The organism is Butyricicoccus faecihominis (genome assembly GCF_014648015.1).
GTDB classification, from domain to species: Bacteria; Bacillota; Clostridia; order Oscillospirales; family Butyricicoccaceae; genus Agathobaculum; species Agathobaculum butyriciproducens.
The window spans coordinates 133129-157399 of record NZ_BMQH01000008.1 but is presented as its reverse complement, the minus strand read 5'-3'; the positions used below and the strand labels follow the sequence as shown (position 1 = coordinate 157399).

Below are 24271 nucleotides of genomic sequence, written 5' to 3'. Positions count from 1 at the left end.
TATGTCCCTCCTTTACGATACGGTGACGGTCATATACAGCTTTGCCATAGCACAAACAATGCTTACCGCATCCTGTACCGCAACGCCGTTCTTTGCGTCACCCTGTTCAACCTGCACGTCATCAGCCGAGAAATTCTCAATAGCACGCAAATCCTCAAGCTGCTGGTGGTGCTTTACAATGTCATTCCAGAGCGATACTCGACCGGAAGCGTCATTCGGCACCTTGCCCAGATAGCGCGTATTGAACAGCACTGCAATGTCGTTTGCAATCTGATCCATAACGCGGATGCACTGGTTGTCACCGAAAATCTCCTTGCTCTTGCCCTCGGCATCAGATACAAAGCTGTTGATATCCGAAAGCACGCGGGTTTCACCGCTGACGTTGTGCATAGCGAACACACCAGAGGTAATGAAACTTTCAAGCTCGCTCTGCTTATAGTCGGTGTCTACCGTGTAAGCACCGTCATACTTGACGTTGAGCAGGCTCTTGTTAACTGCACAAGCAGCTTCTGCACCGGTTACCCAGTACACAAGGGACGCTTCGTTTGCACCCTCATCGAGTACACGGTTCTTGATGTTGATTACACCTTCATAATCTGCTGCCTTGCCGTAAAGTACGCACTGGAACTTAGAGCCGACTTCCTCACGCATACGCTTTACAAACGCAGCGTACAGGGACTTGGTGGTTTCGTCGGTCGTGACAACGCCCATCGTGTTGTAGGTGTAGGATTCAATCTTATCAAGATACTTCTGGTGTGCAGTACCGTCAACAGTACCGTTCGTGCCGCCAGAAAGCGCAGTACCTGCCGTTTCGGCAAGCGTTGCAGAATCCTTCCAGATAACGTAGTCGTTGTCCTTAAGGTCTGCCGCCTTTGCAACGCCCATCTGAGCGTCAACAAGGGTCGTACCGAGGTACAGACTAACGTCAAACTTCTCCGGCGCGTCTACATTCGTGCCAATAACGACCTTCAGGTCATTACCGCGTACACCGCAGCACTTCGCCGTAGCATAGGTGTTCGCAGCCTTTGCGCCTGCGCTGGTCAGCTTGTAGGCGTACAGCGTGCGTACCTTGTCCATCACCTCACGCAGACCCTTGAGCTTGTCGTGGGTGAACGGATAACCGAAAATGGCAAGGCTGTTCTTCTGGAAATCCGCAGGCGTTACCTCGAACACCGCGTTATCAGTGCCCCAGTCCAGTTCAAGCGGCATAGTTGCAATGCCACGGTCACTGAGATTAGCAGATGCGCGTGCAGCCGAAACAAAGTTAATGTAACTGCCCGGCAGCACCTTGTTCTGCGTGGTAAAAATACCGCCGCCAAGTGCCATATTAGTTCACCTTTCCTTTCTTGTATTTGTTGATGCGGTCCTGCACTTCCTGCACGGTGCAATACTCGTCCGACGCGATCAGCGCACAGATGAGGTCACGTTCGTGCCGGAACAGCTCGGAATACAGCAGCGCATTCCGAGAGAACCTCGGTTCGTTCTTGGTTTTTCTGGTCATAGTTACTCCTTTGCGTTCGTCTGCGTGGTCAGGGAATCCATATCCGGCAGGGCTTCCTCCCGCAGCACGAAGCCGTCGTAGATTGCGGTAACGGTCAGCATACCGTCATGCGGCGTGCCGGCAATGTCCCTGCCGTGCAGCAGGCAGCCGTCCGCCTCGATGGCTTCCAATGCTTCCAGCAGCTTCTCAAAGGCGCTGTTGATTTCCGCGCTGTCGCCCTCGGCTTTCGGAAAATACTGCACAGAAAACTGAGCAGTTCGTGCGTATCTTCTGCCGAGGTCCACGCCGCGTGTACCAGACAGACACGAAATGAGAAAGCACGGCTCACGCAGCCCTTGCGTTACGCGGTCAGTGTAAATCTCGTACCCATCCCCGAAAGCATTGTAAACAGCGGTTGAAATCGCGCTTGTGATTGCTCCAATGGTCAACTGAAACACCTCCGCAGATAGTCCGCCAGCTTGCGTTCGAGAATACGCGGCGCCATGCCCTGCACCTCTTTTGCGCTGAGTGTCAGCATGAACTTACCCTCCACCCAGTTCTTGTGGTTTGAAGTACGGTGTCCGTACTCCACATAGGAGGCGTACTCAACTGGATTGATGATGTCGATAACAAAGTCGCTGCCGACACGCTGCACAGACAGGCTTTCTGCGTAGGCCTTGGCGTTCGCATTCTGCCCGGCTGTCCAGCCGCGGCGCAGTGTGCCGCCGGTCTTGCCGGTGCTTTTCGGATAGTCGCCGACAGGCGTGCGCTTGATCGCTTTCGCCAGCAATCTGGCAGCCAACTCCTTGGCGCAGGCATTGAAAAATTCATCCGTCCGGTCGATCTTTGCAAGCTGTTCCTGCAATCGGCGCAGACCGTCGTAATTCATGCTCACGCTTGATCGTGCCATTACGCCCACCCCCGAAATGCTTCGAGTACATACTCGGCGTGGGTATCGTACAGAGCCGCCATACCGGAACGGGCGTAGTCGCCGGTCACGCCGTTCTGCGTAACTGTAAGGCGCGAGCCCTCGGGTATATTTACCTCAGGCGCGCAGAACAGCTTGACGCTCTGCGTGAGCGCTGCCGTGTCGCCGTCACCCGCCGCAGGCGAGGTCGTGAACGACAGCCGGCAGGGCTGCTCTGTGACCGTCTGTGCCTCAGCGAAGCCGGTGCTGTGATCCTCACGCACGACTTTCTTGCGCTCAGTGACGGTGAACGTACCTGTGTAGCCGCGCTCCAGTGTCTTACGGACACTTACCACCGCAGTTTTCGGAAGCATAACAGATCCTCCTCTCCCGCGGTCAGCAGACTGCTGATCAGCACAGACAGACGTGCGCTGTCCGAGGCATCGGCGGCAAAGGTGACGCTCGTGTCACCCTCGCTCACCGACTGGACAGCGTTTGTCAGGTCAAGGCTTTCCAGCTCCAGCTTGCCCGCCGCATACGCGGATTGCAGATACTCGCCGCAGGCGCGGTCTGTCAGCACCTCGGTAAGCTCTGCCGGGATGTCCGCGCGGTTTATCTGATTCCTGATGTGGTTCTCTGCCTTGCCGATGCAGAACTGCACGGCCCATTCGTCAGGAGCAGTGCAGCCGAACGACGCGAGCCGCTTTAATACGCTGTCCAGAATACCGTCCATGGCTTTAACCCTTGGAAACGATCTTTGCCAGCGCGATAGATTTGTGCGGGATTGCGTTGGTGCCGTCGTTGATGACAGACCAGTTTGCACCGGTGGACAGGTCAGTGTTGGTAGCAGATGCGGTGATGGATGCGGGCTTCTCAAAAGACAGACCCTGTACACCGCAGATAAAACCGTCACGGACATACAGCGTATCCTGACCGCCGTTGGTCTTGGGATCACGGCTCATCTCATACGGTACAGCATCGCCGATGTCATCCAGAATGATGGAGCCTTCACCGAGAACGTAGGTAGTATACTTGGTGTACGCAGCGGTGCCCTTGCCGGAATCCGCCGCAACAGCCTCGGTCGGCATACCGTCATCCACAAGAACCAGACGGCCGTTCCAGGTGCCGAGCGACAGATCGCGCTGAATGCCGTCCTCGTCGGTGTAGGTCATGTACTTGAGCAGGCGCAGGTTCTCAAGGTTCGTTGCCACTGCGCTGTGCATGATGACCAGCTTGAAGATGGACTTGTTATCGCCGCACGCCTGCTGCATCGCTGCATTCAGAGTGGCTGCGCCGACCATAGCCTCATCGCCGGTCTTGCCGGTAATGTCGTACACATGGCCCGCAAGGAACTCCTTTGCGGCACTCTTCTGGATGGCGGTGCCGGCAGAGGTGCTCATAGAGAACACACCGGACAGGATCGCCAGCAGCATAGCCTGCTTGACCTCCATCTTGTAGTCCGCAATCTGCGCGGCTACGTTGTCCATGAAGTTCACACCTGCGGTAATGTTGGTCGAGAAGTTGCGCTCGGTCCATGCGTCCATACGGCGGGCAACAACGAAGCCCTGCTCGTAGGTAGTGGTTGCGGTGCTGTTGATGTTGGTCGCACCGTCGTTGTTCTGGCTGGTCTTACCGGAGATACGACCAAAGTACGGTACTCGTGCGTACAGTGCGCCGGTCTGGTTCGAGAGGGCACCGCGTGCCTGCTCGTTCGCGCCGACTGCGCCGGACTTCGCCAGCTCGGTCTTGATAGTGTTCGGAATACGGTTTACATACGCACCGAACGCCTGCGGGTTGAAAGATTTGCTGTCAAACTTGGTTTCAGCCATTTCGATTTCACTTTCCTTTCATCAGTTGATTTTTTCGTCGGGGTGCTCCGCCATGTAAGCGGCCAGCTCCGTGTAGGTCATCTTGGAGGTGTCTACCTGATGGCTGCCGTCATCGTCGCCGCTCTCGCCCGCCTTGGCACCCTTGAGTTTGGGCGTAGAAGAACCGAACAGGAACTTGCTGTCCTCGGCGGTCTGGAGCGTCTTGATCTGGTCTGCCAGACCCTTGACAGTGCCGTCCTCGGCCAGCTCGGCCTTATCGAGGTTCAGCAGGGCCTTGGCCGCCTTGACGTTCCGCGCACCAGAGCCAAGCAGCGCAGCGTTTACCGCGTTGTCCACTTTGAGGGTGTGGATCTCGGTGTCGTGCTTTTTCTGGCTCTCCTTGGCTGCGTCCTCGAGCGACTTGATCTTGTCGCGCAGCTCGGCGGCATCGCCGGTTTCCTTCTGAAGCGCACCGAGTTCCTTCAGCACATCGGCATGCTCCTTACGGGCATTGTCGCGCTCTGCAATCACTTCATCAAGGCGTGCCTTGGGAATCATACCCTCGGTATCACCCTTGGCGAGATTCAGCACAGCAGCCGCCAGTGCGTCAGTCATACCGTCCAGTTTCATCAGTTCTTCTTTTTTCATGGTCTTTTCTTCCTTTCACATTTGTTGCCCGGTTCAGTCCGGTGTTTGCGGTCTTTCGGTTTGCGGCGGAAATGCCAAAGCGCCGAAGTGGTGCCGGCAGGGAATTTTGAAATCCCGACCTGAGCGTTAAAAGCGCCCTGCTCTGCCTCTGAGCTATGCCGGCAAAAGAAAAACGCCTCACCGATCGGTAAAGCGTTTGAGTATGCAGTTTTGGGTAAAAGAAAACCACCGCAGATTGCTCTTTGGTGGTTTAATCTTCTTCAAATTGGATAGAACGTGCGCGATGCAGCTCTTTTCGATATTGACGGTACAGCTCCATTTCATGTTCTGTCAGTGTAATACCATCTCTGACAAAAACATCGTTGTTCCTGAATTTGAGCTTGCCATCAATCTCTTTAGGCGGAATAACCAGCATTCAATCACTTCCACTTCTTTTGCACGAGGCGTTTGATGGTATCACACAGAGCGTTGTGCTTAGTTGACGATACCGCCTCTGCAACAGCTTCCGACACATTTTCTGTTGCATATGTGCCTATCATTTTCTCTATTATACTCTCATCATACGGCAAACCGCAAGAGGAAAGTGCCTCTTCCATCAACTTTTGAGCGTACACTCCCCGTCCAATCTCGTCCCACGCCTTTTCTTCATTGAGAACACCATTCGCTGTATTGCTTTTGATTGCATACTGATATTCAGCAAAATGCGTAAATTCGTGTTTCAAGTAGTCATATAGACTGCTCTTAGGTGAGAACATCGAGGCACAATTTTGAAGTACTTGCCTGTAATTTTGCTGGTTGGAGAAGATGCTCTCATTCAGTTTTAGATTGATCTCCAACTTGCGGTTGATTGCGGCGGCTGCAATCGAATTGCCCGTATCGCAGAACCGAATACCGCTGATATTGCCCTCCACAGACGGGAACTCCTTGGAGAGCTTATGCACAGCCGTATCAACCTCGGACAAGATCTCTTTCGGCACCTCGACATTCTGCTCGCGTATCGGAATATCATGGATTTTCTGTCCACGAACCGCCAGACTGCGGAAGAAGTCCTTATTACCGCCGCCGGCAAACGCATTCGCCCATTCTTCGTAGGTGGTGCTTGCCGGCACATAATACGTCTTTCCGTTCTCGTCCCTTGCAGCACGCATACCGTTATCGTCATTGTCTTCAAAATACGGCACAGTGCAGGACCGGCAGTAAACGTGGAACGGCGGTGCGGTCACGCCCGGCTCATAGTCGGCCATTTCGAACACCTTGCCGTCCAGATGGCGGCAGATGTCGGACGTGCGGCTGTCCAGCGTGGCGACGATCTGGTAGCGCTCCACATCGAGGTCCTTGTAGCACTGCTGCTGCGCGGCCGAACCGAAATAGGCGTTCTCGGTCATCACGAGCCGGCCGGCCTGACTTTTGGCGACGTTCATGCGCTTTGCAATAGCGGCAATGGCGTCATCGGGCGCTTTGCCGAGGATGCACATCTGTGTCAACTCGGAACTCACGCTGTCGAGCAGCTGCGCCTTGGACTTCCAGATGCGGTCGGAGAATGTCTGCCCGTCCGCCGTCCACGGTGTATCCAGCAGTTTGTTTACGCGGTTTTCGTCCACCTGCGCAACGTCAAAACCGAGAGAGAAGCCTTTCTGTACCTCAAAGGCGGTGTGGTAGTAGTCCTCTTTCCATGTGTCCATGAGCCGTTCGGTCAGCCTGTACTGCTCGGCGGCAAAGGCGTTTTCTGCGGCGTTCTGCGTCCGCAGCTTGAGCGCTTCCAACCGTGAGATGTGAAACTTTGCCGAGGCGTTCTCCAGCTCTTTCAGCCACTTCTGCGACACGGCGTTTTCCTGCCCGCGCTTGATGTACTCCTCAATGTCCCATTTCAGCTCGTCAAGCTCGCTCTGCCGCAGCAGCTTCTTGGCCTCCGCAAGCGAAATGCCGTTGTTATCTGCAAACCGCTGGTACCAGACGCGGATCTCCTTGTCGATGGCAGCCTGTGCTCGGTCAAAGTGCGGCGCGATCTGGTCAACCGTCAACTTGCCGCGCTTGTTTCGCATTTCTTCCACAGCCGAAAAGCGTTTTTGCCAGTATTCCCGATTGCGCACGCGCCGCACCTCCCTTACTCGTTCTTATCGTCTGGTGGTTCATCATCATCATCCGGCGGTACGTTCTGACCAAAGCTGCCGTACAGGTCAAGGTTTGCTTCCTTCTCGGCCGCCAGGCGGTCCAGTTCACCCTGTACATCATCAACCCACGGATGATTTGCCACAATGGTTTCATTGCTGATAACGCCCATGCTGTTCCGGCAGTCTGCAATAGCCGAGGATTCAGAAATCAAAATGTCGCGGTTGAAAATCAACTCATACGGCTCATTTTCAAAATCTCCGCCGCCGGTGTTTGAAATATGGCAGGTGATGAACCAAATCAGTTCCTCGAACGCTGCCTGATATTCGGTTTCCATGCCGTTCGCATCCAGCTCGATGTCCGAATACATGGACTTGATGTTCATCTCGTTGGCGTTGCCGCCGAGCCGGTCGTCCTTGGCATCGTAGCCCATGCAGTTCTCAATGATGGCTTTCTTGAACTGTGCGACCAGCGCCTGATAATTCTCGGCGTTGACCTCGATTTGCAGGGTACGCACGTCACCGCCGCCCGAGCTGTCCGAACGAACCTTAACTGCACCATAGGTGGCAAGGTTCCTGCGAAACTCACCGAGGTTCTCACCGTCGTAGTTGACCAGCACCATGATGGTGTTGCGCGGATCCTCCTGCATCTGGTCCTGCCACTGGCTCTCGATGGCGTTAAGGCCGTCCTGCATGGAGCGGCAGCGCGTCAGCAGCGGCGTTTCGTCTGCGTTGTACTTGAACGCGATCAGCGGGATGCGCTCCCAATTGTACGGCTGCTCTCCCGCCATGATGTATGGTGCGGAGAATGGCTCGACCGGTGTCAGGCTGCCGCCGGACAGCGTGAAGTAGTGAATGCCGGTATCATCGTACACCTCCACGCGGTGCACGATTTTCTCGGTCAGGCCGACGTACTCGGTCATGTCATATACGCGGATGGCGGCGTCAAGGCGTGTGTGCTCCTCATCCGCCCACAGAGGGATAACTTCATAAGGGCGCAGCCGCCGAAACGCCAGAGCACCGTTCTCGTCGTAATACGGGAACAGCCATCCGATGCCGCAGCACAGCGCGTCGCGGGTGACCGCCTTGATGAGCCGTGCGAACTTCTTTGTCAGCAGGTACGGCCGCAAGGCATCCACAAACGCCTGATCTTCCGAACGAATGACGAATGGCTGTCCGACCAGATAGTTGGCTTTCTGATCGACCAGCTTGCGGAACTGGTTGTCCACAATGCGGCTGTTCGGCAGATTATCCAGCGTAATCAGCTCGCCGTTCTCACCGATAGCCGTACGCTGCTTGTGCAGAATGGCGTGCCTGCCGTGATAGTACAGGTCACCGTCCATCATGTCGCGGCAGCGTTTAGAGCGCCAGAAGCGGTGAATCTCCTGCACGACGAACTGCGCGTCCGTCATGCGCTGATCGGTGTTTTCTCTGCCGAGGGACAGCAAATAGTCCTCGTATGTCTGATCGAATTGGAACATGGCTCGTCCCTCCCTTAGTCAAAACTGAATGTTGCGCCGCGCATATCGCCCTCGCAGGCGTAGCGCATGGCGTCCATAAGATGGTTAAAGTCGTCAATGGGTCTGCCAATCTTGTTGCCGAAGCGGTCGGTGTCCCAGGTGTAGTTTGAAATCTCGGTGATGAAGTGCACGCAGCGCGGATGCACGATGATGCGATAGTCCTGCAAAAAGTCAATGCCGTTGGCGATACTGTCTTTGCCCTTGCGTGCCGCGCGAATGCGGTACAGACCAAGCTCACGCAGGCGGTCGATGGACTTCGGTTCGGCGCTGTCGGCCGTGATGCGCTCTTTAGCGTAGCCCATAGCAGCCACGCGCTCCGCAATACGTTCGTTGGACATTCCCTTTTCGTACATCTCGTCAAAAACGTACAGCGTGCGGCTCACGCGGTCGATCATGCCGCAGAACAGTGCGGTCGGGTCATTCGTATAGCCGAAGTCAAGTCCGAACACGGTGTGAAGTTCCGTCCTGCGGCGCAGCTCGTCAATGTCGAACTCTCGTTCTTCCCAGTTCTCATAAATCAGACCGTCCACAATACCCCAGTTACCCAGACCGGCAACACGGTAGCGCCGCGGATTGTTCTGCCGCATACGCTCGAACAGGCGCTTGTCTGCGTCGTCCAGCCACTCGTTGCAGGTGTAATTGGTCGTCATGGCGAGAATGTCCGGATCCGGCGGTGCATCGAAAAAGCGCTTTTTCAGCCAGTGATGCTCGTTCCACGGGTTGAACGTGATCGTGATCTGCTTGAACAGTCCCGGCGCACTCTCGCCTCGAATGGATTCGTCCAGCATATCGAAGTCCTCTTCACGGGTGACCTCATAGGCCTCCTCGAGCCAGAGGAAGCACAGCTGACCAACGTCAACCGTGATGGACGTCACCTTGAGCGGATCGTCCAGACCTCGGAAGTAGATCTTCTGACCGGTCGGCAGATAAGTCATTTCAAGTGGGCTTTCCTTGACCGCCCACCATGCATCAACGCCCAGCCGGTGAATCGCCCACTTGAGCTCGGCAAAGCAGGAGTCCTTCAGCGTGCGGTACGTCTTGCGGACGACCAACAGATTGGCTTCCGGGTACTCCATGATGCGGCCTATCTGGTTGAGTGCGGTCGTCTTGCTCTTCTTGCTGGCACGACTGCCCTTGCACACGCGATAGCGGCCTTTGAAGTTCCAGAACGTGCCGTAGCCGCGCCCGACGATCTCCGGCAGGCGCAGGATTCGCTTGTCAGTCTTCAAGCTCATCACCGCCGGTGATTACGACAGGAACCGCGCCGCTCATGTTCACCTTGTCGGTAAACAGGCCGTAGTTCTTGCCGAGAAGCTCCAGCGCCTTGGTACGCTGCGTAACGCTCGGGAACTGCTGATGCTCATTGCCGAACATATCGTAGGCCGGATACTTGACCCGCCCCATGCCGACGTTCGACAGCTCCTCCAGCACGTCCGCCGCCGTCGCAACGCTGCGCTGTTCCGCCTCTCCTCGCACGGCTGCCTGCAACTCCTCATACCTTGCGGAAACCTTGGGGTTTTTCAGCAGCCGGCACGCACACTGATCGACCGTTTCGTCTTTCATGCGCCCGGCCTTGTAGGCGCTGCGGTATGCCTCACGCTGGCTCTTTCCCTCGATGAGCGCCAGCACGAAGGCCTCCTGTTTATTTGTCAATCCTGCCACGCGCTCACCATCCTTTCTGAAATCCGGGCACGAAAAAGCACCCTTGTTTCCAAGAGTGCCTTTCCGGAGGTGTTCCAAACATGAAGCAGGAGAAACGCGGGACCTAAGTTTCATTCCCGCTGAACTTCATGATACCAGTATAGCACGGAACAATATGAATTAACATGTCCTCTTTGCAATCAGCGGTTCGACCGCCTGCAATGCCTGTCTGTGCATCTTCATTGTCCATCGCCACGAATAATTCAGGTCAACCGCGATTTTCTCCCACTTCTCGAAGTTTAAGTACCGCTTTGTGAGAAGTGTCCGCAGGGTCGTGTCCGGCACCTCAGCGATTACCGCCGCGATCTCCTGCTTGATGCCTACCAGCTTGTCGATCTGGGCGTCCACCTGGGCGGCAAAGTCGGCATAGCGGCTCAGGCCGCCGTCTGAGGCACCGCCGCCGCCCGGTGCACCGCTCACCGATGCCACGCCGGACACGCAGCGGTCATATGCCCGGCGCTTGGCACTCTCCAAAGCCGTAATCTCGCGGTCGAGTGCCCACCCGCGGTTCAGCCAATCCTTAGTTGTCATGTGATTTCCTTTCCGTTCGATTGATATTTCTCTACACGAGCCTTAACAGCTTCCAGCAAAGCATCTTGCCGAGTTGCTTTGCCATCCAGCACTCGCATAACATCTTCGTCGATAGTGCCTTCAGTTACCAAATGGGTAATGGTAACCCGCTCGCCCTTTACGCCCTGCCGATAAATGCGGGCGTTCGCCTGCTGATACAACTCCAGCGACCATGTCAGGCCGAACCATACGATGTGATTACCGCCCGCTTGCAGGTTAAGACCATGACCGGCTCCGGCAGGGTGCGCCAGCAGAATTGGAATCTCTCCTCGGTTCCATGCATCAATCTCTGCCGAACCCTCCAGCTTGCGTGCCTGTGGAAAACGCTGCATGATTCGTTCCAAATCATGTTGATACGCATAGAACACTAGCACCGGCCGCCCGTTGACGGCCTCAATCACATCTTCCAGGGTGTCCAATTTGGACTCGTGGATAATATGGGTCTTGCCGTTCTCGTCGTACACCGCGCCGTTTGCAATTTGCAGCAGCTTACCCGAAACCACGGCCGCAGTACCTGCATCGACTATCTCGTTTGGCCCAAGTTCCAGCACGGCCTCTTTTTCCATTTCGGTATAAGCTGTCTGTGCTTCATCGTCCAGCTTGACAGTGCGAACTACGTCAACCCGCTCGGGCAGTTTCAGATAATCACAGGCTTTCATGCTGATGCAAATATCGGAAATACGGCGGTATATCTCGTCCTCTGCTCCGTCCTTCGGTACCCAGTCATAAACGACATAACCGTTCCGGCGGCCGGGATTGAAATAACGGTTGCGGTATTCTGTCAGCGTTCGACCCAAACGCTTGCCCTGATCCAGCAGATAAATTTGCGCCCACAGATCAATCAGGCCGTTCGGACTGGGTGTGCCAGTCAGGCCGACAATATGCTTGATAAGCGGCCGCACCTTACGCATCGCCTTGAACCGCTTGGAACTTGGGCTCTTGAAACTGGAAAGCTCGTCCAGAACCACGCCGTCAAACGGCCATTCTGTGCCGTAGTACTTTACCAGCCACGGGATATTCTCCCGGTTGATGCAATAAATATCGGCATCGGTTTCCAAGGCGCGGATCCGCTGCGCCTGACTCCCCAGAACGCGAACCACGCGAAGCCCCCGCAAGTGATCCCACTTTGCGCTTTCCTTGGTCCATGTGTCCTCCGCCACACGAAGCGGCGCCACCACCAGAACCTTGTTGACTTCAAACCGGTCATACAACCAGCCTGCAACAGCGGTCAGCGTGATAACCGTCTTGCTGGGCCCAAGCCCATATCCAGTAAAAGACCTGCTGCTGGCTTGTCCATTAGGAAGTCCTCGCAGAACTTCTGGTACTCATGGGGTATGAACTTCATTCGGCACCACCTCCTCCATCATCTTGTCAACGGCGGCCTTGCTGTCGGGAACATAAACTGTAAAGCCAAGATCCCGCAACATACCATGCACACGCAGCTGCCGCTTGCGCGGTTTCTGCCCGGTGTCCTTTAACTCCGCGAAGCAGACACGGCCGCCGGAGAAAAGGATAAGCCGATCCGGAACTCCGGTAAATCCGGGACAAACCAATTTCAACGCGAGGCCGCCTGCTGCCGTTACCCGCTTACGCAGATAGCTTTCGATGTCTTTTTCCATATAGCCTCCTGTGTATCTCATGTATCACTGTATCACTTGTTGCCCTTATACGCCTACGCAGGCGTGCTATGCGGGCGCTCATACTCTCTATATACTATTTTTATACTTCCAGAGAATTTATATGATACAAGTGATACAGATACCGAAAACTATAGACGCTGTCTAACTTTTTTGTGTATCACATAACCTGTTACAGCCTTGATACAAGTGATACATAAGATTTTGTGATTGTGTTACATTCTGATACAAAATACGGTTTTTCGGCAGTCGTTGTGATACATCACAGATCTACATCTACGCGACGAAAACGCTTTTGAAGTCCGTAGATACCACAGCGCTGCCGTCCTTTTTCCTCGACCCAGCCAGGGATACGCCGTAAAATAGCTGCTACCGCCTGACTATCCTGCCTGGACAACCGCTCGATGTCGCTCTTAAAACATTCATTCCAGACTTCGGCCACGCATACAGTCATGCGAGGCTTCGTGCCCTCGGCGGTCCCGAAATCATCTGAAAGCCAAGCACGGCGATCCAGCTTGTCCCTGTCCTCCCAGTCCTCCGGCAGCAAGCGGTCAAGATACAGCTGAACTTCACCGGCACGCGGGTCGTCCTCTGTAAACTCGCGCTGCTGCTCACAGGCTGCGGCTTCCAGCTCGCCGGTCAAGGTCAGCAGCTCGCCCTCTTCGTAGCGGATAACCGCTTCCGCCCACAGCTGATGGACAATATCAGGCGTCAGGTCGTTCCAAACGGTACGCGCCGGCGGCTCATCACCCAGACGCACTGGCCAGAAACGGCGGTTGCCTGTATCATCACGGAGAAACGCCGCACTGTTGGTCGTGCCGAAAAAGACACACTGACGCTTGTGATCCTCTACGCGGCGACCGTATGGTGCGCGGTAGCTGTCCACCTGCTTAGAGATAAAGTTCTTTGTGACTTCAATCTCTGTCTTCTTCATGGCTGCCAGTTCCCCCAGCTCCACAAGCCAGAAACCCTGAATACCCTCGTAGGCTTCCTTGGTGCCGATACCTGCCAAGCTGTCCGTATACCACCCGCACGACATTTTATTGATGAGTGTGGACTTGCCTCGCCCCTGCGGACCGGCCAGTGTGAGCACATAGTCGAATTTACAGCCCGGATTCACGATACGCGCTACCGCAGCTGTGAATGCCTTGCGCGTAACTGCGCGAATGTACGGCGTATCCTCGGCGCCCAGATAATCAATCAGCAGCGTGTCCAGCCGCTCTACGCCGTCCCACTCCAGCCCCTTGAGAAAGCTGCGAACAGGGTGGATCGTGTTAGCACGAGCAACACCGCTCACTGCATCCATGATGCGCTCCTTGCCGGTAATGCGATATGCCAGCTCCATGTACCGACGGAGTTCGCTGTCGTCAGCATCCGTCCATGCGTCGCCATTCACGGTGTCCTGCACCTCTTTCCACGGCAGGTCCTGAATCGCGACGATACGGTCTTTGAAACAGTTATAGGCAAGTGCGCCTTTCAGCAGTGGGTCGTTGGAAAGGATAATGTAGGCGTTCTGAATGGTCTGCATCGGAATACCGCGCTTGTCTACTTCCAACTGTGCGATCCATGTATCATCGGTCTGGTCCTCATCGGGAATATCAAAGTCGCCGCGTGCTTGGTCAAGCCGTTCACGAGCACTGGTCAGCTTGACGGCCTCGTCCGTGCGTGCCAACTCGACCATAGCCGCATAGGACGGCAGCTTATTCACCGGTGTACCCTCGGCAGCCTCGCTGTCCTGCTCTCCGTACAGATGCAAACGAACCAGATCAAAGGCATTGCACAGGCGGCCGCTGACCGGATCGGTCGCGTGATTGGAATAGGCAAACAGACCGCCGTCATAGATAACCAGTCCAGCCGAGGTCGAGCCGCCAACGTAAGTGTAGCGCCCTTCCATTTCGCAGGCGGTATAGCGATCCGGCAGAAAGCGTTCAATCGCTTTCTCTACATTATAAGTACGACAGAACGCACCCACGACACCGGGCTTGGCAGTCGGGTCACCCTGATGCTTTGCCGCCGTGTGCCGAACATTGGCTGCGCGACTGCTCTCCGGCCAGTAAGACGTATCGCGCCAGTCCGGATACCGCGCCAGCAGCGTATCGGGATTCAGCCATGGGCCATCTGTGCAGTCGAAGTAATACTGCCGATCGACCGGAGTGCTCGGCCAGTACATAAGACGGGTCGGCTGATAAGTCGTATCGTCAAACAGATCCATCCCCAGGTCGTTGGCCAGCATACGGGCAACCGCCTGATATTCGTCACCGGACAGCTGCCGTGTCAGCGGCACGATCAGGCGCAGGCGCGGCGTATCTGTACAGTGCTTATGGGTTGAGTAAACAGCGGCAGCGCAGCCGTAGAACATAGACAGGCTTTCCAGCAAGTCCATAGTGGCAAAATCAGCGTCCAGCGTGAGCATGGAACGGTGTTCCAGGTTCTCCGCCTTACGCCGCCCCTGTTTGAGCCAGCCGCCTACAAAACCGCCAACGTCCTTAATAGCATCCTGCTTGCTTTTCGGCAGCTTCAGATACTCGGCTAGCGTTTCGCGGGTCTGCGTAGTAGTCTGGATCGTGTTCAGAAATGCGCTCCACTGCATGGTCTTGTTTTTCCAGTGCGCGGCGGTACGGGACGAACCGACCGCCAGCGTAACAGGACCGTCATATTGCACTTTCACATAACCCCTCCTTAGTCCTTCATGTAAAACGGTGCTTCAAAACCGGCTGCTTTGAGCGGCAGACCGAACGCCCAGCGCGGACTGTGTCCCATGATCTCCAACACATCTTCCAAGGAACCCTGCCCCTTCGGTGCGTCAATGATGACCTCATCGTGAACGTGAAACACAATCTCATAGCCAACTTCCCACAGTGCCCGCATGGTATCACGCAGGCAGTCACGAGCAGTTGCCTGCACAATGTTCTCCACCAACTTGCCGCCGTAAGTCTTCTGGCGCGACCATGTTTTCTTCTCCTGATCGACGCCCATGTAGGTGATCCCCTCTTTATTGAACTTCGGTTCCGGCTCTAAGCGCGGCTGAAAATACGCCAGTCTGCGGCCCGACGGCAGCTGAATGAACAGGTATCCTCGTTCACAGAAAAACTTGAGGCCATGCCTGAGTGCCACTCGCTCGCCCTGTACTGCACGGATCGCGGCATTCTCAACATCATACCAGAACCGGACAATATGCGGGTTAGCACGGCGCCAGCGATTGACGATACCCGGAAGTTCCTCCTCCGGAATACCGCTTTCCAGCGCGCCCATGCGTTTCAGCGCACCGACACCGCCCTGATAGCCGCAGGCCAGCGTAGCGACTTTGCCTTTCGGACGAAGATCCGCGTGTGGGCCACCCTTCTTAATGTCGTTCTTGACCTTGTGAAACATCATCGCGGCGGTTGCCTCATAGATCAGACCGTCGCCCTTGAATTCTTCCAGCACCCACGGCTCACCCGCCAGCCACGCAATTACACGCGCCTCAATGGCACTGTAATCGGCAACGATAAAGCGACAGCCCTCGGACGGGATAAAGGTCGTGCGGATCAGCTGCGACAGGACGAACGGCGGCGAACCGAACGCCATTTCCAGCAGTTCAAACTCACCGTCCCGTACCAGCTCACGCGCCAGTTCGAGGTCTTTGAGCTTGTTCTGCGGCAGGTTTTGTACCTGTACCAAGCGGCCCGCCCAGCGGCCGGTGCGATTGGCTCCATAAAACTGGAGCAGATTATGCACTCGGCCATCATGGCACAGACCGCGCTCCATCGCCTCATACTTGGTGACAGAGGTCTTAGACAGCTCCGACCGGATTGTCAGCATACGGCGTGCCTCCGGGCTTTTCACCTGTTGCATCAGCTCCGGCATGGCTTCCTTGTTGAGGCTCGGCACCTCGATACCCTCGTGTTCCAGCAGCCAGCGCTTGACCTGCGGTGCACTTTTCGGGTTATCCAGTCCGGTAAGGTCTTTCGCCTCGTCCATCAAGCGGGTGTTGTACTGGTTACTGAGTTCCTGCGCTTGGTGCATGAGCACCTGATCCACGCGAACACCCAGGTCATTGATATGCTGGTCATGCTGCCATGCCAGCCGTTCGGCCTCCGGAATGAAAAAGCCGGAAAGCCGCTGCCGAATGTCCACCTCGACATCAACATCGCGGATATTGTATTTCTTGAACAGCTCCCACTTTTCCGGTGCATCACTCGGAAGATTGCGGGTACGGCCACCGTTGGTCTTGGTCGGTCGGCACGGCTTGCAGAAATACTGAATCAGCTCCTTGCCCTCAGTCATCTTCTGCTTGTCCAGTCCCAATGCGGCACCAGCTCCAGCCAGCGTACCCGGCAGACCGAGATTGGAGGCCAGCACCATGGTACAGCTCCACTGCTCCGGCGGCATTGGCGACTGGAACCAGCGAGCCAGACAGGTACGCTCAAATGCTGCGTTGTACGCAGTCTTGAGCACATCCGGGTCAAGCAGTAACGCAGTGAACTCCGTAACACCGGGCAACTTATCGCCACCAGCCAGATCTATCACTTGTGTCGGCTCATCGTCTACCTTATAAGCAATGAGCAGGATCTCAAAGTCGTCCGCCTCACTGTACGGGCGGACACCAGAAGCGACCAGATCAACGCTGGAATAGGTTTCTATATCAACAGCCATAATCTTTGCCATAATCAGCCCTCATAATCCTGTGCTTCATGCTCATACAGATACTCAATCTTCATACCGGTTACACGCTCAGCCTTGAGCCGCAGTTTCTCGTAGGCATAGTCGGTATCGACCTCTTTCTCCATGCGCGTGATCTCGTCGTTGTTTTCCTGGAGTGCAATAAAGAACTTCTTCATGCGCTCCGGTCCGAAACCGTAGGCATCGGCCACCGAGCAGACCGCCAGCCAGAGTGCTTTCTGGGTTGCCATATCCGCACGCAGCTGCACGGTAGCATCATCTGCCGCCTCCTGTACCGCCTCGCGGATCATGCGCTTGCGTGCCAGCATATCCGCGTAGCTCATGCCGCGCGGCTTGCCGGGGCGCTTGTTCTTAGTTTTTGCCATGGGTGTCCTCCCTCTCTTTGGCACGCCGTTCCGCGCCGTGCAGAATGGCCTGAATGGTATATGCGTCCAACAGCGTCATAACCGGAATGGTCTTCCTGCATAGTTTCAGCAGGTTTTTCGCCGTTTTCTTATCTACCGGGCCACTGAAATCGTTCATTTCTTGTCCTCCTCCCGCAGATGATACATCAGGAAGTCAGCCTCCGGCACATCGCAGAACTCGTCCTTGTTACGGCCGACCACGAGGATCGTGCCGACGAAATCCACGCCGACGAATCGGCAGTTGTACGGCAGACCGCACAGACGGCCCTCCTCGTTGCAGACGATAACAACATCGGCAATGCTTACGGTTTCGATGTACCCGCCGACCTCCTGCTGCAAGGCTGCCAGCGTGTTGTCGATGTCGATCAGCTCCGGCTCGCAGCCGGGCTTTTTACGGATTGCTTGCATAATGCCCCTCCTACTTCAAAAAAAGTTCGATCGGCTCAAACGGAATTCTCCTCTCAAACCAGAGCTTAAAACAGCTCAAACGAATTATAATGATAAGAACCCCGCCGCCTTTGCAGCAGCGGGGTTCGGTTAATTGCTTACTCGAGATCGCCGAAATCCTCGTCACCCTCGTAATCGTCGTCGAAGTCGTCCTCAGCGCGGCTGCGGCCGCCCAGCGGCGTACCGTCTGCAACCTTCTGAATATTATTCAGACCGGCGGCTACACCGTTGTTGCCCGAGGTCGAGAACGGATAGAAGTTGATGGAGAAACGGCAGAAGCAACCGCTGTAAACCTCCGAGGTGTCCATAATCTCGTGCTTTGCCAGGTCGATGATACCCGGGCGGGTCTTACTGTTGGCGTTCAGGAAGTAACAGCCTGCAAACGCCTCATCGTCCGGGCGCTCCTCGTCACCGTCACGCAGCGGCAGCTTGAGGTTGACCGGCTTCTTGCCCTTCCACTTAGACTTAATGCCCTCCATGATGGCAGCCTGGATAGCGGCATTGACCTTCTTAATGGTCACCTTGTCGTTCTTGGGGATAATGATGCACGCGCCAAACTTCGGATCAGAGTTGCCGTCAATGCTGACAGCATCCCATACATGAGAGTAAGACAGGCGGCACTTGCCGGTGATAACCTTGGTCGGCTGATTAGTAGACATAGTAAATTCCTCCGTAATTCTAAATTAGTATGAATGGTTTTGTAATGTAACTTTGGTTGTAATTCACGGTTTCTGCGCTTCCGTGAGAATTGCCTGCATCTTGCACAAGCGCTCATAATACCGCTTAGCGGCCTTTACCGCTGTGGTAAGGCGACGGTTTTCGCTGATTACCTCACGACCATGATTTTTCGGGTCTTTCCAGCCGTTCACATATACCTGTGAAGCGGTTTTCCACTCCTGCTGGGCGTCTTGAGTCCTCTGCTTAAACCAGTCATTCAGCTCCCGCAGGGTATCCTCATTACGCCAGTCTGCGACCGCCAGCCTGACCATCTTACGCCAGTTTGGCAGCAGCATTTCGTGTATATGCTCCGGATCAAGGTTCGCATGGAACGATCCGTTCACGATATGAAAGATCTTGTTCACGGCCGCACCTCGTCCGCAAAGTCTTCAGCGGCCTTGGCGGCGGTATTCAGCTCCGGGCGCTTATCCGTTTCCGGTACCAGTGTTGGAGAGCCTGCCGGCTTCTCGATCAGACCGCCGACCAGTTCCGCCAGCTTCTTCGCGCCTACCAGCTTCTCCATGGCAGTAATGCCGAGCAGTTCCTTGGGCTTGTAGATGTCGGCGGTTGTAAAACCCGCCCTTTTCAGCCTGCGAGCGATAGCGGCCTCGTTGACATAGCGCCGGTTGGCGCGTCCCTCGACTACCTTAAAACCCGGGAACTTCTCCCCCTGGTTGACTGCTGCCTTTTCGGCGTAGTCCTTAACCTGCTTCGCCCACGAGAGCAGACCCGGCAGGCGTTCCAGTACCTCGGAGATCTCTGCGTTGTCCATCGTTGCGGCGTCCTGAAACTCCTTTGCGGCAATCTCCAACTGGTACTCCGCGCGAGCCTTACAGATTGCACCGGCCTTACACCAGCGGCAGGTTTCCTCGCTTGGCGCGAACTCGCCCTCACCGGCATAGGCCAGCGCCGCACGCGGTTTCAGTACGTTCTCCGCCCAGTCCAGCAGACTGTCCCGCTCGATAACCGAGGTGGAAATGCTATCTAAGCGCGGCTGGTAGATAGTCATGCGGATAGACTGAATATCATAGAACAGGTCGAACGCCAGCAAGCAGCCAAGCGCATAGATCTGCATTTGCGGGTTGCCCTCGGCGCTGACAGCGTGCCCGGCTCCGTATTTCAGGTCAATTACGTCCATCATGCCGTCAGCAATGATAACGCAGTCGGCAGTACCGAAGCCCTCCGGCACATATTCGGTCACATCAATGCACTGTTCAATAAAGATCAGCGGATCCTTACAGCGGGTATGTGCCTCGGCCATGCGCTCACCGACAAAGGCGGCATAGCCTTCCATGTGCTCCTGCATAGCGCGAGAATACTGCGGATCTGCCTGCACTTCGGCCAGTTCAGTCAGACCGGCGCCCTCGTATTCAGCTCGCAGGAGCAGCTCACCCAGCCGGTGAGCCAGCGTGCCCTCGGTAGCATAGGCGCTGCCGGTATCCGGCAGGCCCTCCTCCAAACGGGCACTTTTCGTGCAGCGACTCCAACGGAACGCGCTGGACGGCCCCAGTAATGCGTGCTTACTCGGCATTGATCTCACCCAGCTTCTGCATGAACTCGGGGTACTTTTCCGGCGGCAGCGTGCTTACGCCCTGAGCCCCAAGGCTCTCGAGCAGATCGCGTACCGCCTGCTTACCGTGTTTCTTTGCGACGGCTACGGTTTCAGCACGCACTTCCTCGCGCGTGTAAGCACGAGCGGGTTCTGCGGTATCGGCGGAACTATCGGTCTGCTGCTCCGGAGTGCTATCCTCTGCAACAGGCTCAGCGGCCGTTTCCGATACAACCGCGTCCTTGTTTTCTTCCGTAGGTGGCTCAGATACGGCCTTGTCCGGCGTGTCCGAATTAGACACCAGTTCCGGCTCCCGCTGACCGACTGGCTGCATCATGCCCGAGCGGACCAGATCGGCCAGCTTGGTCAGATCAGCCAGTGCTTCTGCAGCCGTATTACCGGCAATCTTAATCTCGATCATCGTTCCCTTCCTCCTCGTCATTAGCCAAAGCGGTATAAAGGCCGCCCTGGAAAAAAGATTCACGGGCAATCGCGTAAATACGCTCACCCCAAGGCGTATCCTGCGGCAAAACGCCCAACGCTTTCACAACGGAATCGAAGCCCTCTTTCTCGAACGCTTCGTCCAGGCCCTCACGAAGCGACTTGAGCGCCCCCGTCAGCTGCTTGTCCAGCTTGGGGTCGATGAGCTTCACCGCCTTTACAGAAGGCATAGTCGGCTTGGTGATGCTCTCACACTGCTTCATAAAGCCGTCCTTGAGGCCTGCGTCGTATGCCTGATTCTGGAGCTTTACAATGAGGCTCCACAGGTCACGGCTGGTCTTGTCCAGCGGACCGCCGTTCTCTTCCTCGATGGCCTTGATGAACGGCGTAACATTGATTGGATATTTCGGCATTGTTTTTCTCCTTGCTATGTACTTTACATCTGGTTGAGCAGTTCCTTGATAATATCTGTCGGAACACCGCTGCGCAGCAGGTTCGCAATATCATCGCCGTTCAGCTTTTCTCCCTCATGGATAACAAGCGCACGGCAGCGCAAGCCCGGACCCGGCATATCGTTCCATACCGAAGTGGCCCCATGGCCGAGTGCTTTGATGAGTTCCATGCGGAACGTTTCCGCGTACTCCTGATTATTCTTCTTGAGTGCCTTATAAGTACCTGCGATTGCATAGCTGAATTCCTTAGCGATATGCTTGATTTCTCCAGTCATATCAACATTGAAGACATCGCAGTCACTATTCTTAGGACTGGTAATTTTTATCATTGTTTTTCTCCTGACTCCATGCTATTATGTAGTTGAAATTATTTTTCATGGGCCGCTATTCGGAATTGCCGTTCCGAAGCGGCCTTTTTCATGCCTTGATGACCTTGGACACGCTGACGGCGAATACGCCCAGCAAAACCAACGACAGCAGTGCGCAAGTACCCATCGACAGCGTTCCCACTTCGGTATAGCCGGTGACACTCAGCAGTCCAAAGAAGCTCAGACCGGCGTTGATTGCGTGAATACGGTTCATGTCCTGACCTCCTCTCTGAACCCGGCGGCTTGCGTCACCCACAGGTAAAACGTCAGCGTCGGAATGTAGAATGCCCGGTTGTGCGCATTTTTCTTGAGCCAGCCCAGTCCGAACGGACACGAACCATGTTCCAGGCACGCTCTCAGGCTTTCACCGGCCATACCGAGGAAAGCCGCGCACTCCTCAATGGGAATCTTTGTCGGGTACTTCTCGCAAAGCTGTTCAAGCTCTGCCAGCTTAGTCGCAATGATGGTGGGTACCGCCATTCCTGACACCTCCCTCTTTGTTCTTGCGCTTGCCTTTCTTGCGGCGCTCCCGCTCGGCGCGAATGCCGTCAACGCGACCAGCGTTGTAGCAGGCAGCTGCAGCGCAATACCGCGCCCATGTCGGGTCACGGCCTACGCCGGTACCGAGGCGAGCCGCAAAGCAGTGATCGAAAATCTCTCTTGCGTGGAAAAGCATAAGAGCGCCGGTCGTGTTGTAAGCCAGATCGGTGGCTTCCTTCGGAGTAAGCGTTTTCATTGGTTTCACCCTCTTTCTTCGGTATTATCTTCCATGAGCTCCGTGACGGACACGTTTAACTCTTTCGCCATACGAGCAATAGTGTCGAGCTTGGGGCTTGCGCCCCGCTTCCAAGCCGTTACCAGGCAACTGCTCAATCCGGCAGCGGTGACAACGTCCGTCGGACTTCTGCCGTTTTTATCGCAGAGCTGCTGAAAGCGACGATAAAAAGCTGCTGTCTTTTCCAAAAAACATACACCTCCCTCTTGACTAAATAGTAGCGCCGTGATATATTCTATTTATAGAATTTAACCGAATATATTTTCGACACTACGAACTTCCAACTCTGTCGGGGGACTTTTGCAATTCGCTAAATCGAAGTTTCTGAACATAGGATAACTCGGTATATCGAATTTGTCAAGTCCCAAAATTCGTTTTTTAGAATTTATTTTTAGAGGGGACTAAAATTATGTTTTTTGATAATCTGAAAGAGGCTTGTTTCAAAAAGGGCACCAGCCCTACCGCATTGCTTAAATCGCTCGGTATGAGCACCTCCAGCGTCACCTCATGGAAGAAAGGCGGCACGCCTTCCATCAACACCATTTACCGCCTGGCCAACGGCCTTGGTGTGGATCCTGCCGTTCTCATTGATTCGGCTACCCGACCAGCTTTTGATGCCTATAACGCAGGCTATATAGACGGTATGGATGAGCATGAAAACGAAAAAAAGCCCGTCCTTACGAAAAAGGACGAGCGTGATATAGCCCGCGATCTGGAAGCCATCATGGCCGATCTTGAAGCTGGCGGCGATATGATGTTTGACGGTGATCCGATGACACAGGAAGCCCGCGAAAGTATTGTATCCGCCATGCGTTTAGGCTTAGAAGCTGCCAAAGCTAAAAACAAAGCAAGATTTACTCCGTATAAATACAGAAAGGAATAACGCATGACCCAGAAAGCCCTTGCCGAAAAATTAGTTCGCACCTATGGTACACGTGACCCCTTTGGCATCGCCAAAGCTATGGGCTTTATCATCATCAAAACTCCGCTTAAAGGAATCCGCGGATTCTACCAAGAGGCACGCCGCTGCCGTATCATTTACTTGAGAGCAGATATGCCAGAGCAGGAACAGAAATGGGTATGCGCCCACGAGCTGGGACACGCGCTCCAGCATAAGGGCCTTAACCGCATCTTTATGGATAACTGTACGCAGATGGTCACCAGCCGCTACGAAAAAGAGGCCGACCAATTTGCGATAGATCTTCTCTACTCCGATGAGGACCTCCGCGATCTGGCCGAGTATTCCGTTGCCACTGTTGCTCAAATACTTGGAGTCAAATACGAGCTGGCCGAATATCGTATGAATAGTTTAGCTTTATAATAGTTCAGTAAAAGGAGTATTTTACTATGTTCTTTTCCCGCAAAAATAAACCCGACGGTATAGTCATCCCTCACTACGAGGGATTGCCCGGTTTCCGTCAGGACTTCCCCTGTAATGCAAAAATTTCCGGTGATATGCTCGTGTTCTCCAACAACGAAGGCAAGACTGTCAATCTGCCGATTGCTCAGATACAATCTGTAGACACCATGGTACGCGAACGCAATTTTATGGCAAGGTACCACGGAGATGCTATAACAACATCAAAGGGTGCCGAAAAACTGTATTATGTTATCACATATACCAGTTCCTCCGGTGCAACTGCTTACCTTGCCTTTTGGGATGTATACAGTTCCAAGACGAATAAGTTCTTTGAAAGTATCCCCGTTGCGCAAAGTGATACTATAACGCTATAAGGGGGCATCATACAGTCTGTATCGCTGTATCACTTGCGCCCTATACGCGCCTGTGTATGCGCGTTACGCGGGCGTTATGTCCTCTATTGTATTATTTTTATAATTCCAGAGAATTTATATGATACAAGTGATACAGATACCAGAAAGCACAGACTGTGCCTGGCTTTTTCGTGTATCGCACGATATGTTACAACACTGATACATGAGATACAGACACGCCTTTGCCCACACTACCGTTTTGTTACGGAGTGATACACAACCATCCACCACTGTTACAAAAAAAAATCCCGCTCCGGTGCTACCAACACCAGAACGGGACATGGGGTGGTGACTAAATTACCAC

General features: G+C 54.7%; 34 protein-coding genes and 1 tRNA gene. 3 read left to right on the top strand and 32 right to left on the bottom strand.

From position 1 onward, the window contains the following. Window positions 1-12 precede the first annotated feature (12 nt). From IEY11_RS09575 to IEY11_RS09420, 32 genes are all read right to left on the bottom strand, one after another. Window positions 13-1326, bottom strand: coding sequence for a phage tail sheath family protein (locus tag IEY11_RS09575; protein WP_188886407.1), 1314 nt, complete (start codon window positions 1324-1326; stop codon window positions 13-15). 1 nt (window position 1327) lies between these two features. Continuing rightward, entirely contained in the window at window positions 1328-1501 is a 174-nt protein-coding gene (locus IEY11_RS09570) for a hypothetical protein (RefSeq protein ID WP_188886406.1), read from the bottom strand. Between the two features lie 2 nt (window positions 1502-1503). Continuing rightward, complete coding sequence (locus IEY11_RS09565) at window positions 1504-1929, bottom strand: phage tail terminator family protein (RefSeq protein WP_188886405.1); 426 nt, start codon at window positions 1927-1929, stop codon at window positions 1504-1506. Next, window positions 1926-2390 (bottom strand): HK97 gp10 family phage protein, encoded by a 465-nt coding sequence (locus tag IEY11_RS09560; RefSeq protein WP_188886404.1) that lies wholly within the window; start codon window positions 2388-2390, stop codon window positions 1926-1928. Before IEY11_RS09560 ends, IEY11_RS09565 begins: the two co-directional genes overlap by 4 nt. Continuing rightward, the gene (locus tag IEY11_RS09555) at window positions 2390-2761 is read right to left on the bottom strand and encodes a hypothetical protein (RefSeq protein ID WP_188886403.1); all 372 of its coding nucleotides are present in this window, start codon (window positions 2759-2761) and stop codon (window positions 2390-2392) included. The genes IEY11_RS09560 and IEY11_RS09555 overlap by 1 nt, the downstream gene beginning before the upstream one ends. Next, entirely contained in the window at window positions 2737-3120 is a 384-nt protein-coding gene (locus IEY11_RS09550) for a head-tail connector protein (protein WP_188886402.1), read from the bottom strand. The genes IEY11_RS09555 and IEY11_RS09550 overlap by 25 nt, the downstream gene beginning before the upstream one ends. Before the next feature lie 4 nt (window positions 3121-3124). After that, window positions 3125-4216: a phage coat protein gene (locus tag IEY11_RS09545; RefSeq protein WP_188886401.1), complete on the bottom strand. Its 1092-nt coding sequence runs from the start codon at window positions 4214-4216 to the stop codon at window positions 3125-3127. A 21-nt stretch (window positions 4217-4237) separates the two neighbouring features. Continuing rightward, entirely contained in the window at window positions 4238-4843 is a 606-nt protein-coding gene (locus tag IEY11_RS09540) for a phage scaffolding protein (protein WP_188886400.1), read from the bottom strand. Between the two features lie 88 nt (window positions 4844-4931). Further along, a tRNA-Lys gene (locus IEY11_RS09535) sits at window positions 4932-5006 on the bottom strand. Between the two features lie 87 nt (window positions 5007-5093). Continuing rightward, entirely contained in the window at window positions 5094-5258 is a 165-nt protein-coding gene (locus tag IEY11_RS09530) for a hypothetical protein (protein WP_188886399.1), read from the bottom strand. Window positions 5259-5262: 4 nt separating this feature from the next. Continuing rightward, window positions 5263-6933, bottom strand: coding sequence for a minor capsid protein (locus IEY11_RS09525; RefSeq protein ID WP_188886398.1), 1671 nt, complete (start codon window positions 6931-6933; stop codon window positions 5263-5265). 14 nt (window positions 6934-6947) lie between these two features. Next, a complete protein-coding gene (locus IEY11_RS09520) occupies window positions 6948-8432 on the bottom strand; it encodes a phage portal protein (protein WP_243183984.1) in 1485 nt (494 codons plus the stop codon). 14 nt (window positions 8433-8446) lie between these two features. Further along, the gene (locus IEY11_RS09515) at window positions 8447-9706 is read right to left on the bottom strand and encodes a PBSX family phage terminase large subunit (RefSeq protein ID WP_188886397.1); all 1260 of its coding nucleotides are present in this window, start codon (window positions 9704-9706) and stop codon (window positions 8447-8449) included. Next, window positions 9690-10133, bottom strand: a complete 444-nt coding sequence (locus tag IEY11_RS09510) for a terminase small subunit (protein WP_188886396.1) — start codon at window positions 10131-10133, stop codon at window positions 9690-9692. Before IEY11_RS09510 ends, IEY11_RS09515 begins: the two co-directional genes overlap by 17 nt. Window positions 10134-10292: 159 nt before the next feature. Further along, window positions 10293-10703: a hypothetical protein gene (locus IEY11_RS09505; RefSeq protein ID WP_188886395.1), complete on the bottom strand. Its 411-nt coding sequence runs from the start codon at window positions 10701-10703 to the stop codon at window positions 10293-10295. Next, the gene (locus IEY11_RS09500) at window positions 10700-11953 is read right to left on the bottom strand and encodes an SNF2-related protein (RefSeq protein ID WP_456236994.1); all 1254 of its coding nucleotides are present in this window, start codon (window positions 11951-11953) and stop codon (window positions 10700-10702) included. The genes IEY11_RS09505 and IEY11_RS09500 overlap by 4 nt, the downstream gene beginning before the upstream one ends. A 114-nt stretch (window positions 11954-12067) precedes the next feature. Continuing rightward, window positions 12068-12361: a VRR-NUC domain-containing protein gene (locus IEY11_RS09495; protein WP_188886394.1), complete on the bottom strand. Its 294-nt coding sequence runs from the start codon at window positions 12359-12361 to the stop codon at window positions 12068-12070. Between the two features lie 280 nt (window positions 12362-12641). Continuing rightward, the gene (locus IEY11_RS09490; RefSeq protein ID WP_243183983.1) at window positions 12642-15047 is read right to left on the bottom strand and encodes a VapE domain-containing protein; all 2406 of its coding nucleotides are present in this window, start codon (window positions 15045-15047) and stop codon (window positions 12642-12644) included. Between the two features lie 11 nt (window positions 15048-15058). Next, entirely contained in the window at window positions 15059-17026 is a 1968-nt protein-coding gene (locus IEY11_RS09485) for a DNA polymerase (protein ID WP_188886393.1), read from the bottom strand. Window positions 17027-17028: 2 nt separating this feature from the next. Beyond that, window positions 17029-17406, bottom strand: a complete 378-nt coding sequence (locus IEY11_RS09480; RefSeq protein WP_188886392.1) for a hypothetical protein — start codon at window positions 17404-17406, stop codon at window positions 17029-17031. Further along, window positions 17393-17563, bottom strand: a complete 171-nt coding sequence (locus tag IEY11_RS09475; RefSeq protein WP_188886391.1) for a hypothetical protein — start codon at window positions 17561-17563, stop codon at window positions 17393-17395. The genes IEY11_RS09480 and IEY11_RS09475 overlap by 14 nt, the downstream gene beginning before the upstream one ends. Beyond that, entirely contained in the window at window positions 17560-17853 is a 294-nt protein-coding gene (locus IEY11_RS09470; protein ID WP_188886390.1) for a DUF3846 domain-containing protein, read from the bottom strand. Before IEY11_RS09470 ends, IEY11_RS09475 begins: the two co-directional genes overlap by 4 nt. A 137-nt stretch (window positions 17854-17990) precedes the next feature. Continuing rightward, window positions 17991-18551, bottom strand: coding sequence for a DUF2815 family protein (locus IEY11_RS09465; protein WP_188886389.1), 561 nt, complete (start codon window positions 18549-18551; stop codon window positions 17991-17993). A gap of 63 nt (window positions 18552-18614) precedes the next feature. Further along, entirely contained in the window at window positions 18615-18974 is a 360-nt protein-coding gene (locus IEY11_RS09460) for a hypothetical protein (protein WP_188886388.1), read from the bottom strand. Next, entirely contained in the window at window positions 18971-20140 is a 1170-nt protein-coding gene (locus IEY11_RS09455) for a DUF2800 domain-containing protein (protein WP_188886387.1), read from the bottom strand. The genes IEY11_RS09460 and IEY11_RS09455 overlap by 4 nt, the downstream gene beginning before the upstream one ends. Next, window positions 20130-20579: a hypothetical protein gene (locus IEY11_RS09450; protein ID WP_188886386.1), complete on the bottom strand. Its 450-nt coding sequence runs from the start codon at window positions 20577-20579 to the stop codon at window positions 20130-20132. Before IEY11_RS09450 ends, IEY11_RS09455 begins: the two co-directional genes overlap by 11 nt. Next, complete coding sequence (locus IEY11_RS09445; protein WP_188886385.1) at window positions 20566-21012, bottom strand: hypothetical protein; 447 nt, start codon at window positions 21010-21012, stop codon at window positions 20566-20568. The genes IEY11_RS09450 and IEY11_RS09445 overlap by 14 nt, the downstream gene beginning before the upstream one ends. Window positions 21013-21035: 23 nt before the next feature. After that, entirely contained in the window at window positions 21036-21380 is a 345-nt protein-coding gene (locus IEY11_RS09440) for a hypothetical protein (RefSeq protein WP_188886384.1), read from the bottom strand. 88 nt (window positions 21381-21468) lie between these two features. Beyond that, window positions 21469-21633 (bottom strand): hypothetical protein, encoded by a 165-nt coding sequence (locus IEY11_RS09435; protein ID WP_188886383.1) that lies wholly within the window; start codon window positions 21631-21633, stop codon window positions 21469-21471. Next, on the bottom strand, window positions 21630-21899 hold the full coding sequence (locus IEY11_RS09430; RefSeq protein ID WP_188886382.1) for a hypothetical protein: 270 nt from the start codon (window positions 21897-21899) through the stop codon (window positions 21630-21632). The genes IEY11_RS09435 and IEY11_RS09430 overlap by 4 nt, the downstream gene beginning before the upstream one ends. Then, a complete protein-coding gene (locus IEY11_RS09425; protein WP_188886381.1) occupies window positions 21871-22155 on the bottom strand; it encodes a hypothetical protein in 285 nt (94 codons plus the stop codon). Before IEY11_RS09425 ends, IEY11_RS09430 begins: the two co-directional genes overlap by 29 nt. A 5-nt stretch (window positions 22156-22160) precedes the next feature. Beyond that, window positions 22161-22382, bottom strand: a complete 222-nt coding sequence (locus tag IEY11_RS09420; protein ID WP_188886380.1) for a helix-turn-helix domain-containing protein — start codon at window positions 22380-22382, stop codon at window positions 22161-22163. Between the two features lie 221 nt (window positions 22383-22603). Between IEY11_RS09420 and IEY11_RS09415 the strand changes: the two genes are divergently transcribed. Genes IEY11_RS09415 through IEY11_RS09405 form a run of 3 tightly spaced genes read left to right on the top strand, consistent with a single transcriptional unit; the run spans window position 22604 to window position 23928 of the window. Continuing rightward, a complete protein-coding gene (locus IEY11_RS09415) occupies window positions 22604-23077 on the top strand; it encodes a helix-turn-helix domain-containing protein (RefSeq protein WP_188886379.1) in 474 nt (157 codons plus the stop codon). A gap of 3 nt (window positions 23078-23080) precedes the next feature. Next, complete coding sequence (locus tag IEY11_RS09410) at window positions 23081-23515, top strand: ImmA/IrrE family metallo-endopeptidase (protein WP_188886378.1); 435 nt, start codon at window positions 23081-23083, stop codon at window positions 23513-23515. A gap of 26 nt (window positions 23516-23541) precedes the next feature. Further along, the gene (locus IEY11_RS09405; RefSeq protein ID WP_188886377.1) at window positions 23542-23928 is read left to right on the top strand and encodes a hypothetical protein; all 387 of its coding nucleotides are present in this window, start codon (window positions 23542-23544) and stop codon (window positions 23926-23928) included. The last annotated feature ends 343 nt before the right edge of the window (window positions 23929-24271 follow it).

Excerpts from the sequence above, each read along its gene's own strand:
- IEY11_RS09575 (WP_188886407.1), bottom strand. The coding sequence starts at position 1,326 with ATGGCACTTGGCGGCGGTATTTTTACCACGCAGAACAAGGTGCTGCCG.
- IEY11_RS09570 (WP_188886406.1), bottom strand. The coding sequence starts at position 1,501 with ATGACCAGAAAAACCAAGAACGAACCGAGGTTCTCTCGGAATGCGCTG.
- IEY11_RS09560 (WP_188886404.1), bottom strand. The coding sequence starts at position 2,390 with ATGGCACGATCAAGCGTGAGCATGAATTACGACGGTCTGCGCCGATTG.
- IEY11_RS09555 (WP_188886403.1), bottom strand. The coding sequence starts at position 2,761 with ATGCTTCCGAAAACTGCGGTGGTAAGTGTCCGTAAGACACTGGAGCGC.
- IEY11_RS09550 (WP_188886402.1), bottom strand. The coding sequence starts at position 3,120 with ATGGACGGTATTCTGGACAGCGTATTAAAGCGGCTCGCGTCGTTCGGC.
- IEY11_RS09545 (WP_188886401.1), bottom strand. The coding sequence starts at position 4,216 with ATGGCTGAAACCAAGTTTGACAGCAAATCTTTCAACCCGCAGGCGTTC.
- IEY11_RS09540 (WP_188886400.1), bottom strand. The coding sequence starts at position 4,843 with ATGAAAAAAGAAGAACTGATGAAACTGGACGGTATGACTGACGCACTG.
- IEY11_RS09530 (WP_188886399.1), bottom strand. The coding sequence starts at position 5,258 with ATGCTGGTTATTCCGCCTAAAGAGATTGATGGCAAGCTCAAATTCAGG.
- IEY11_RS09520 (WP_243183984.1), bottom strand. The coding sequence starts at position 8,432 with ATGTTCCAATTCGATCAGACATACGAGGACTATTTGCTGTCCCTCGGC.
- IEY11_RS09515 (WP_188886397.1), bottom strand. The coding sequence starts at position 9,706 with ATGAGCTTGAAGACTGACAAGCGAATCCTGCGCCTGCCGGAGATCGTC.
- IEY11_RS09505 (WP_188886395.1), bottom strand. The coding sequence starts at position 10,703 with ATGACAACTAAGGATTGGCTGAACCGCGGGTGGGCACTCGACCGCGAG.
- IEY11_RS09495 (WP_188886394.1), bottom strand. The coding sequence starts at position 12,361 with ATGGAAAAAGACATCGAAAGCTATCTGCGTAAGCGGGTAACGGCAGCA.
- IEY11_RS09485 (WP_188886393.1), bottom strand. The coding sequence starts at position 17,026 with ATGGCAAAGATTATGGCTGTTGATATAGAAACCTATTCCAGCGTTGAT.
- IEY11_RS09480 (WP_188886392.1), bottom strand. The coding sequence starts at position 17,406 with ATGGCAAAAACTAAGAACAAGCGCCCCGGCAAGCCGCGCGGCATGAGC.
- IEY11_RS09475 (WP_188886391.1), bottom strand. The coding sequence starts at position 17,563 with ATGAACGATTTCAGTGGCCCGGTAGATAAGAAAACGGCGAAAAACCTG.
- IEY11_RS09470 (WP_188886390.1), bottom strand. The coding sequence starts at position 17,853 with ATGCAAGCAATCCGTAAAAAGCCCGGCTGCGAGCCGGAGCTGATCGAC.
- IEY11_RS09465 (WP_188886389.1), bottom strand. The coding sequence starts at position 18,551 with ATGTCTACTAATCAGCCGACCAAGGTTATCACCGGCAAGTGCCGCCTG.
- IEY11_RS09455 (WP_188886387.1), bottom strand. The coding sequence starts at position 20,140 with ATGCCGAGTAAGCACGCATTACTGGGGCCGTCCAGCGCGTTCCGTTGG.
- IEY11_RS09450 (WP_188886386.1), bottom strand. The coding sequence starts at position 20,579 with ATGATCGAGATTAAGATTGCCGGTAATACGGCTGCAGAAGCACTGGCT.
- IEY11_RS09445 (WP_188886385.1), bottom strand. The coding sequence starts at position 21,012 with ATGCCGAAATATCCAATCAATGTTACGCCGTTCATCAAGGCCATCGAG.
- IEY11_RS09440 (WP_188886384.1), bottom strand. The coding sequence starts at position 21,380 with ATGATAAAAATTACCAGTCCTAAGAATAGTGACTGCGATGTCTTCAAT.
- IEY11_RS09435 (WP_188886383.1), bottom strand. The coding sequence starts at position 21,633 with ATGAACCGTATTCACGCAATCAACGCCGGTCTGAGCTTCTTTGGACTG.
- IEY11_RS09430 (WP_188886382.1), bottom strand. The coding sequence starts at position 21,899 with ATGGCGGTACCCACCATCATTGCGACTAAGCTGGCAGAGCTTGAACAG.
- IEY11_RS09425 (WP_188886381.1), bottom strand. The coding sequence starts at position 22,155 with ATGAAAACGCTTACTCCGAAGGAAGCCACCGATCTGGCTTACAACACG.
- IEY11_RS09415 (WP_188886379.1), top strand. The coding sequence starts at position 22,604 with ATGTTTTTTGATAATCTGAAAGAGGCTTGTTTCAAAAAGGGCACCAGC.
- IEY11_RS09410 (WP_188886378.1), top strand. The coding sequence starts at position 23,081 with ATGACCCAGAAAGCCCTTGCCGAAAAATTAGTTCGCACCTATGGTACA.
- IEY11_RS09405 (WP_188886377.1), top strand. The coding sequence starts at position 23,542 with ATGTTCTTTTCCCGCAAAAATAAACCCGACGGTATAGTCATCCCTCAC.